At 56.4% G+C, this 9560-nt stretch carries 8 protein-coding genes; all 8 read right to left on the bottom strand.

The window, feature by feature from the left end; translation table 11 throughout:
* Nucleotides 1–20: 20 nt before the first annotated feature.
* Nucleotides 21–689, bottom strand: a complete 669-nt coding sequence (locus tag AABO57_19785) for a glycosyltransferase family 39 protein (GenBank protein ID MEK6287966.1) — start codon at nt 687–689, stop codon at nt 21–23.
* 39 nt (nt 690–728) lie between these two features.
* Nucleotides 729–1709, bottom strand: a complete 981-nt coding sequence (locus AABO57_19780) for a UbiA family prenyltransferase (protein ID MEK6287965.1) — start codon at nt 1707–1709, stop codon at nt 729–731.
* 67 nt (nt 1710–1776) lie between these two features.
* Nucleotides 1777–3372 carry a DolP-mannose mannosyltransferase gene (locus AABO57_19775; protein ID MEK6287964.1) on the bottom strand — a complete coding sequence of 532 codons (1596 nt, stop codon included), beginning with the start codon at nt 3370–3372 and terminating at the stop codon, nt 1777–1779.
* An 87-nt stretch (nt 3373–3459) separates the two neighbouring features.
* A complete protein-coding gene (locus AABO57_19770; GenBank protein MEK6287963.1) occupies nt 3460–4182 on the bottom strand; it encodes a methyltransferase domain-containing protein in 723 nt (240 codons plus the stop codon).
* Nucleotides 4183–4322: 140 nt separating this feature from the next.
* Entirely contained in the window at nt 4323–5102 is a 780-nt protein-coding gene (locus AABO57_19765) for a glycosyltransferase family 2 protein (protein MEK6287962.1), read from the bottom strand.
* An 86-nt stretch (nt 5103–5188) separates the two neighbouring features.
* Nucleotides 5189–6211, bottom strand: coding sequence for a polysaccharide deacetylase family protein (locus tag AABO57_19760; GenBank protein MEK6287961.1), 1023 nt, complete (start codon nt 6209–6211; stop codon nt 5189–5191).
* Between the two features lie 267 nt (nt 6212–6478).
* Entirely contained in the window at nt 6479–7705 is a 1227-nt protein-coding gene (waaF, locus tag AABO57_19755) for a lipopolysaccharide heptosyltransferase II (GenBank protein MEK6287960.1), read from the bottom strand.
* 28 nt (nt 7706–7733) lie between these two features.
* On the bottom strand, nt 7734–9401 hold the full coding sequence (locus AABO57_19750; protein ID MEK6287959.1) for an alkaline phosphatase family protein: 1668 nt from the start codon (nt 9399–9401) through the stop codon (nt 7734–7736).
* Nucleotides 9402–9560 lie beyond the last annotated feature (159 nt).

Here is a 9560-nt window from a genome sequence, read left to right as displayed (position 1 = left end):
CCGGCGGGCTGGGGGTCGCGTCACACCCCCCCAGGCAGGGATGCCTGCGCTCCCAGGGGTGAGAGAGCTCGCCTGCCTTCTCGGATCAGAATCAACAGGCAGATCGCCCCAAGCATATAGAGTATGTTGGTATGGCACATGACACCTGCTCCTGCTGCAAGCCCCGATGCCACGTACCACCGCGTCTTCTTGCGCTCCTCGCCTATCTCATAAAGATAGAACGCAAGTAAGGCAAACGCCGCGGCTGCATAGTCGTCTCTCAGCAATCGACTGCGCTCGAGAAAGGTTTGATCTCCAACCAGCATCACGACGGCTATCAAGCCTGCTCGCCAATCGAACAGCCGGCGCCCTATCAGATAAATCATCAGCAGCGTCAGCGCGGCGGTCATCAAATTGAACGCGCGCCCTTGCGCCAGACCGAACCCGAACAGCTTGTGAAACTCGCTGAGGATCACAAAGTAGACCGGGATATAAGAGTGCCAGGCGTTTTCGATGTTGCCGCCCAGATAACGCAACATCGGCAACGCCAGCTTACCCCGGTACAGCATTTCGTACGGGACTTGAAGCGTGAACGCCTCGTCGCCTTCAGGGACCGGCACGGTAGCCAGACGCTGCGCCGCTACGGTTACGAATGCCGCAATAACAAATCCCAGTATCAGAAAATCAAGATGGAATCTGAGACCTTTCATGTTTCTAAGCATGTTTCTAAGCTGGCGCGAACCTCGAAGTCACGGTGTGCTCGGGACAAAGATTCGGTGCAAAATTGGCACGTCGATGAACAGCAGTAAGACCATCAGCGCCGCGCATGAAATTACAGCGGCCATCAGCCTCGGCTCACGGTAAAGCCCTTCCGGACGCTGTACAGCGCTGTCTTTTTTGAACGCCAGAGATAAATAGGCCGCCATCACCAGAGCGACCAACGGGAATGACAGGATCAGTTCGAGGCGATACCGCATAATGAACGCGCCGAAAAACAACATCGACTGCGAGGCATAAAACATAATCGAGACTAGCAACCGGCGCTCGTCATAAAAGGCAAAAGACTTGCGATAAGCCTTGCTCCGGGCGGCATCGCTGATGTCTCGATATTCGGCGAGACGCTTGATCGCCATGAAATAGCACCCGATCATCCAGTAGCTGATCAGTAAAGATGCCGGAGGCAAAGCACTGGTGCCTGTAATGTACCAACCGGCGAGCATCCTAAGCGGATTGTTTATCGATTCGCTCAATACGTCGAGGTAGGGCAAGTCCTTGCTCCGTATCGGCGGGATGTTGTAGATACAGCTCATCGCCCACAAACCCAGCATCGTCAGCGCGAAAGGGATTGAGACAGTCAAGCCCAATCCAAGGCCCACAAGCATGAGAACCACCCACTGCACATACGCCAGCGGAATGCTAACCTGCCCGGACGGAACTGGCCGCTTGCTCTTGATCGGATGCTCGCGATCGAACGGCGCATCCAGCACTTCATTGATAACGTAGTTGCTCGAAGTCACCACGCAAACCGATAGCAGCCCGATTAGAATGTGCCAGAGCAGGATGGGCGTCAGCGTCGAGCGATCGAGGCTTATCGCAACGACTATTCCCGGTATGACGAACACATTCTTGATCCAATGATCGGCGCGAGCTATTTTGAGGTGGCCAAGCAGAGACGGGTGGCTTTCATCGCGGGAAGACGAAAGATCGGTTTGAGAATCTAGTATCCCCATAACGGCGAGAGGTCTCGGCTAGGTTTGGTGGTGTCCTCTCATGCGTGACCTTGGTTTGTCCAGAAAATTACGGCTGCTTACGAACGTACACCGAATTGTGAGCGAATCCTACCGGCAGCTTGTCATAGTGCTCCGCGGCCCACTGCAGCAAGTCACCTTGATGCGACACTGTCCGCAGGCGGGATAGAGCAATAACCTTCGGGGCCTGGGCTTCCATTTCAGCCAGGATTTGCTTGAATCCGCCGGGCAACTTCGAGCCGATATATTCGTCCTTCCCGTAGGGCAGAAATATGTACTGATTCAAATTGGGTCTATTAAGCAGCACCAGCAGCTCGAGTGTGCCGTGAACATAGATCTTGTCGTTCGGCTCAAGGATGTCGGAGACCGCTTTGAACTCTGCCTCCTGATCCTGCAGCGTTCCGCCAGGCTCGAGTTCATAAACTCTGGCGTGATTGATCACCGATAACACAATGAGGAGCACCGGAATCATTGGCGCACATTCAACTAGCCGAAGGGCGAAACGGTTTCTACCGATGAGTGGGATCGATATGATCATCCGCGCGACTGCTACGACGAAGTATCCGGCAAAAATGCCGATGAACGGGAAGAGAGGAATCAGGCACTCCTGACCCTGCCAGTTGACCACGCAGAATGCCAGGTGCACCACTGGAGGAATCAAGATCGCGTCTCTGAACAAGTCTGGGACTGCGAGCACTTTCTTCTCTCTGAGCCTCCTCCACAGTCGCTCGATGGCATAAATCACAAATCCCGCAATGCTCAGCTTGACCCAAATAATGTTCGCACCCATCGCCTGGGTTGTTAAACGCCAGACTTGGGCGAGCGCAACATTCGCCGGCACTTTTGCCTCGGGCATGTAGACCGCGTAGTTGTAGTGAACCGTCCACATCCACAAGTCGCCGAGAGCGCCAACGGAATAAAAGCATAAGAGAACTACCGCCAGAGGGATGGCCGCGCCCGCCAGAACTTTAAGCGCTCGCAGATCGCGCCAGCTAGTCAGGTAGCGTGAGAACATCAGCACGGCGGTGCCGGTAAACGCCAAGCCCGGCTGCCAGCATAGGCACGAGAGCATGGAGAAGAGCCCGGCCCAAAACGGTCTGTCTTTGGCAATCAATAGGAGGGTCACCATTCCGCATAGAATCATCGGCAGCTTCGGGCGCGTTCCCTCTATCATCATCTCCGCAAAGTGCTCTGACACTAGCGGGATTAAGAATGCGATGACTGCTGCCAGGCGGCTGCGAAGATAAGCTTCGGCGACCAGGTACGTGATCGTACACAACAAGCCGGTGAGCACAACGTAAAACAGCCGCACCGCCAGGATGTCTTGCACTCCAACGGCTTTGCCGATCAACATCACCAACGCGCTCAGATAAAGGCTGCCGGGCCCCTTACTGTCTATTGCATCCCGATAGGGAATCTGACCGCGCACGATGCTTTGCGCCATGTAATCGTAAACGGCGGAATCGCCAGCTTCCATATGGCGCAGCGGGCTGTACATCAGCATCACGCCAGCGCCAGCGAGGAAGGCAACAAGCGCGAGCACGACGCCCAATTTCATCTTCTTGAGCCGCGATCCCAGCTGCTCAAGCCGACTCTTACGGCTTGGTTCGGCGAGCAACGTCTGATGTGATGCTTCTTGTATCATTCCGCCTTATCTTGCCCTCGACGTTCAATAGCGGCCCATTCTATCGATAAGCACGATCGCCGGAGCTCCGAAGCCGGGCGTTCGCTTTCATCGGGACTCTTTCTCGACCAGTGCAATCGCCGATAACCCGAAAGGGAACCCTACGCGGCCCAGCATGCGCGCTTCTAGCCTGAGTGCTGCGCAGAGAACGCTGTTCAACAATTGCGGAACTTGCTTTACATCGGACTCGGTGCTGCCCCGAAGCCGTGACAACAAGCGATGAGGAGCGGCCAGCCAGAACAACAGCGTGTTCGCATAAGTAGATCGCCGCGGCTTGAACCCGTGTGCGCGCAGCAACCGCCGCAAGTCGGTCAGCGTGTAGCGCCGGTGCGTGCCAACCGCGACGTCGTGAGCGCCGCGCATCCACTGGTAAGCCGGCTCGCGAATAAACAGCAACCCGCCGGGCTTAAGCACCCGATGCATCTCGGAGACGGCAGCGCTGGCCCGCTCATCGTTCAGTTGATAAATCACATCGAAGCACGTTACCAGGTCAAACTCGCATTCGCCGAACGGCAGCTTGTCCACAGATGCCAACGCTACAGTGTCAAGCTCGCGCGCCCGCCAGAACGCGGCGGCGTGCGGAGACAGATCGACTCCGTAAACTTCGGCGAGTCTGAAGCGATCACGCAACCAGACAAGCGAGTAACCGGTGCCGCAGCCTACATCCAACAGCCGCAGATCTTCCTTGTCTCCGAGCCCTGGGCCCAGCAACGAAGCGGTGATCGCGCGCATGCCCTCGTACCACCACAGGCGTTCCTCCAGCTCAAACATCGCGCGGTACTCTTCATCTCGCATATGAATTACGGATGACCAGCCAGGAATGAATGTCGTCCTGAAAGAAGAGGCATCCCTGCCTGCCTCTTCTCCCGCAACGCCAAGCAGGCAAGGATGCCTGCGCTCCCAGGACTGATTTACTTTTCCCGGGCTTCTTCAGACGCAGAAATGGCTTGGGCAGTCACTTCTGCGGGATGTACGATCTGCGCTTTTCGCATTATCACCAGCCGCCACCACAGAACGCTCAAGTCTCGAAAGGTCTTGAACAAGCGCCTGAAGTTGAAGAATTGCGACTTGCCGTAGGCTCGATGATAGTGATTAACCGGCGCTTCCGCGAAACGAAGCCCTGCATGCTGAAAACTCTTTATCATCTCGACGCAGATTGTTCCGCTCGTCGATGAGAGCCGAACGCGGTTATAGCTTGCGCGGCGCACCAGCCTGAAATCGCAGTCAACGTCCCGGATCTTTATTCCAAATGCGAACCTGACCAGCCAGCGATAAATACCCCCGATTATGATCCGGTGCAGCGGGTCGGAGCGGCTGATCTTGTAGCCGTTGACCACCTCGACCTCGCCGGTCATAAGCGGCACAAGTTTTTCTAACTCGCGCACGTCGTACTGGGCGTCGCCGTCGGTGTAAAAGATCAACTCCTTGGACGCGCTGGCAAAGCCGGTCCGCAGCGCACTGCCATATCCTCTGTTCGCCGGGTGATGAATCACTCGAAGCCTGGGATACAGCGATTCCATCTCGGACAGCACTTGCGCGGTATGATCACCGCTCCCATCGTTTACCACGATCACTTCATAGTCGTCAGTCAGCTTTCTGAGTGTCCGATCCGCGAGCACCACCATGCTGGCGATCGTTCCAGCATCGTTGTAGGCTGGAAAGAAAACGCTGATGCTTGGATGGTTACTCATTTGTGCTTCCCACGGGAGCGCAGGCATCCTTGCCTGCCTGCATCTTGCGCAACGCCAAGCAGGCAGGGATGCCTGCGCTCCCAGGTTCATTGTTCTGCTGCCGCCGTTGCACCCAACTGCGCCCGCCTTGTCTTCCAGATTATCTGATTCGCGGTGTTGGTCACATCCTCGGTCGCATAGAACGGATCACGCAGGGCTTCGTCGAGAGATATGAATCGCACACCCATTGCCTTGTACGAGCGCAGCAGCTCGGCCAACAAATCGCTCGTAAGCTGGTTCGCCTGTATCATCAATATCTGCTTCACGTCTCGGCCTGCGATATCCCGAGCCGCCGCCCGCGCCTTCATCGTTTTATCAAGCAAACACGACTTGAACGTTGCGGCAATGAAGTTGGCGCACACCTGATCCCCTCGAGCCAGCGCGGCGCAATAAGGTTGACTGAAATAGTCGTCTCGCGAATCGATCGTCGCCGGCACTTCAACGTAGCCGTTCTGGATTAAGAAAGCGCGTATCTCGCGCGGCCTTTGATCGTCCATCCCCAGCTTCAGACCCGGATAACGAAAGTACTTGTGCTTTCTTTCGAACTTGCTCCATAGCGGCGCGAGCGCTTGTTCGTTCCTGGTCAGGGCGGTTATGAACTCCTGCGCGGTCCTCTTCTTAACGCTCCAGCCCGCGTAGGTCATACTGCCGATGAGGTTGCCGCTGGCCAGCCATTCTTCCTGCACGGCCGGATCAAGCGACTCGCCGGCAAGGAAGTCCACCGTCGGCGGGAGATCATTATCTTTGAGCGCGTGCACCAGCTTCTGGAAGTTCTCAACCGTGTTTTCGGTGTAGCACCAGTCATCCTGATCTCGGTCAGGTTCGACTTTGGTTCGGACCATGCGATTTATTGTCAGCGCGATTTCCATGCCTTCAACCGACTCTTCGGCGTCACCCGGCTTCTTGCTTCGCGCTTTCATTAACGCCGCCGCCACCTCTGGAATGGTGCTCAACTCGCTCTGGCAGCGCGTCATTTCCGGCTTTGCCGCGTGAGCACTCTTCGAAGGCGCGCAGCCGCCGGAAAGAAGAACCGGCATCACAATCAGCGCTATTATTGGGAAATATTTCATTATGAATTCAAAAGGCTGAACATACCCTCCAGGAAAAGAACAACGGTTCAGAGTTCCGGGTTCGTAGTTCAGGGTTTGAGGAACCAGGAACCCTGAACTCGGGACCCTGAAATTTCTTGAAGGGCTGTTCAGCGATTTAATCCGAACCTAATACCCAATCTCGTTCTACCACCATCTGTCAAAAGTCCGTAATTCTACAGGCCACCTAGAGCGGCGAGCAAGCGTCATTGGGTGTGGGCGGCTGCGATCAGACCTCGCAAGAACCATTCAACCGCTGAGCACGATGTTGACTCTCGAGTTGCGAAGCGCATACCCGCTTCCCTCGTCCCAAATGCGAGCGATCGCTCTAAAGACCTCTTCGGGCGCGATGGTCATCAGGCAATCGTGATGAGAACACGCATGCACCTGATCATCGCCTTCGAGCTTGAAGCAAGGGCTGCACGGCAGCTCGTGCCGAATCACGGTGTGTTGGTCCCCAAGCGGCGCCGTGCGCCGAATGTCCGTCGGACCGTAGATCGCGACCACCGGCGTTCCCACGGCTACCGCCGCGTGCATCAGTCCGCTGTCGTTGCACACGAGCAAATCGCATTGCTCGATCAAAGCCGCCACCTGCTTTACTGAAGTCTTTCCAGCAGCCAACGAGATTCGGCCCTCCAGTCCCCGGATCAACTCACGGATCATTTCTTCTTCCGAGGCTGAGCCGAAAAGCACGATCTGCGAGTCCGGCTTTTCCGTCACGACTCTCGCGATCACCTGGCGATAGCGTTCGATTGGCCACTGCTTCCATCGCATCGCCGGCGACGTTCCCGGCTGGAATCCGATGATCGTGCGTGCGCCGCTTATGCCGCCGTCCTGCAGAAAGCGCCGCGCGAACTCCCGGTCTTCATTCGTGAGGTGGATGAACGTGTTCGCTTCCGAAGCGGCGATCCTGCGCGTTCCAACCGCCGCGACCAGGTCGAGGTATCGGTCGATCTCGTGCTCGTCCTCGCGCATCGCAACCGGGAGGTTGAAGACGAAACTGTAGCGGCTGAAGCGAGGCGACCATCCTGGGCTGGTGACGTGTCCCAGTCTGTAGGGAGCGCCGCTCGCCGCTATCAACAAGGTCAGCGGCCACGAATGACTGTGAAACTCGCTGACGGTCAAGTCGTACTCCGCGTCGCGAATCTCTGTCGCGCGTCTCAGCCACGAACCGAGACCTGCGTCATAAGGAAGATTGTAGATGTTGTCGAACAGATCAGCTCCGGCGAGCACCTCATCGCTGCCGGTATTATTTCCAACTTGAAGGTCTATGCGCGCGGTTGGATAGCGCTCTCGCAGCAGCCGCAGCGCCGAGGTGAACATTATGAAGTTGCCCAGCCCGTGATACGCGAAGACCAGGATGCGGCTTATCTTCTCCGGATCGAAATCGTTTCCTGTCAGGCTATCGAAGTAGACCTTTAGGACGGACTCCGCGGGAATTCGTATCGCCTCTTTGAGTCGTTGCTTTACTCCCATGTTCGCAATCGTCCGCCGTAAGCCGATGTCAGCCGATGTAGCCCAGTTGCTTTAGCCTCTCGATGACTTCCGCGTTCTCTTCGGGCGAGAATTCCATTTCGCCGGGTTGCCGCTCGCTCGCGCCCTGAGCGCTTAGCCTTACTGGATTGGCATTCAGGTGTTCTTCCGAGATCGCTTCGCGAAGCACGCGCCCGTCCATGTCATCCGGAACATTCTGGTCCATCAAGTAAAGCAGCGTCGGCGCGATGTCGTAGATGCTTGCAGCGTCAAAGCAGAAGCCGGGCCTGATAGCCTGGCCGCGCGCGATCATCACGCCGTTCATTCGGTGACATCCCGATATGCCGAATGCGTCAACCATAAACTTGTTGGAAGTGAAGTCGGCGTTTCCCAAAGGCAAGTGGCGCATATCGGCCGGCAAGAAAGCGATGTCGGGAGCATCGCCTACGAGCGGCCCGTTGTAGATCTCCTCGCGGTTCCAGACTTGCCCGACCCAGCCCTCGCCGGTCAGCGGGTCTTCGAGCGCACGCAGACGGCCGATGATCGCCTCGCGAACAGATTCATAGTCTTCTTCAGCCACCACGCCGTCCGGCTCGCGCCCTTTCAGGTTCACATATATCTGGCCGTAGTTGCCTTTTGAAAAAGCTACCGAGCGGCTCCAGTCCACATCGTTGAAAGACAAGAAGAGTCTGTTTATAAGCGTCGAAGCGCCCGGCTTCGAGCTCACGCCGCGCGCAGGCCGGAGTGCGCCGGGAATCTTCCTTGTCATTGTAAACGCCCACTCAGGGGTCAGCCCGAGCGAGAACATCAGATGCTTTACGCGAGTCAGGGCATCGCGCTTTAGTTTTAGAAAACCTTGCTGAAGCAACCAGATGTTGAGCGAGCAATATTTGTGCACGGGACCGAACCCGTGATCGGACGCGATCAAAACCAGCGGGTCGTCGCCGGCCAGCTCGATCAAACGCCCGACAATCTCATCAACTCGCCTGAAATACTCATACACCCGATCGCGGTAGGCGGCGGCCTCTGCCTTGTTGTGCCTCGGATGAGCCTCATCGATTATGTGCCAGAGCTCGTGTTGAATGCGATCGGTCCCCCAAAAATATTGAAAGAAGCCATCCCAGTCGTAGCAGGTCATCAAGTACGTGGCTACCCTTGCTTTGTACTCGATCTCGTCAAACAGCTCGTCGAGCACCGCGTCGACATTGCCCTCTGCGTAAGTCTGAGACAGATGCAGCCTATAGGGTCCGAACGCCGCTTCGATTTCAGTGAGCAGTGATGCGGGATAGGTGAAGTCTTTCCGGCCGCGCGGCGTCATGAAATCGGCAATCATCAGGCCGTTGATTTCATGCGGTGGATAGGTGCAAGGAAAATTGTGAACGATGACTCGTTTGCCGGCATCGCCCAGCAAATCCCAGATAGCGCGGCCCTGACGAAACGACGCGTTAACGGCGAGCTCGCGCTTCGAGTGATGCTCGCGCCTTACGAACTCGAAGATGCCGTGCTTGCCGGGATTCTTGCCGGTCATGAAGGAGGACCACGCGACTGCGGTGATAGGCGGAAAGGTAGTTTCGAGATCCGAGCGCGAGCCCCGCGCGATCAGGCTCGCGATGTGAGGGAGGTAGCCCTTCTCAATCAGCGGATCGAGCACATCGAAGGAAGCGCCGTCGAGTCCAATGACCAGGAGTTTATTGCTCATACACTTGGTTAACTAAGGTATCAATATACTTTGCGGTGGTGGTTTGTTCAACCAAGCGATTGTTGGGAAGTGTGAATCAGGTTTTCGCGCGAACCCACCTCGTGAGAGGTGGGTTCCTGATGTTACAGCGACAAAACAATCCGCTGCGTCCGAGATGCC

This window comes from Acidobacteriota bacterium (assembly GCA_038040445.1).
GTDB classification, from domain to species: Bacteria; Acidobacteriota; Blastocatellia; order UBA7656; family UBA7656; genus Onstottus_A; species Onstottus_A frigus.
This window is presented reverse-complemented; position numbering and strand designations above follow the sequence as displayed.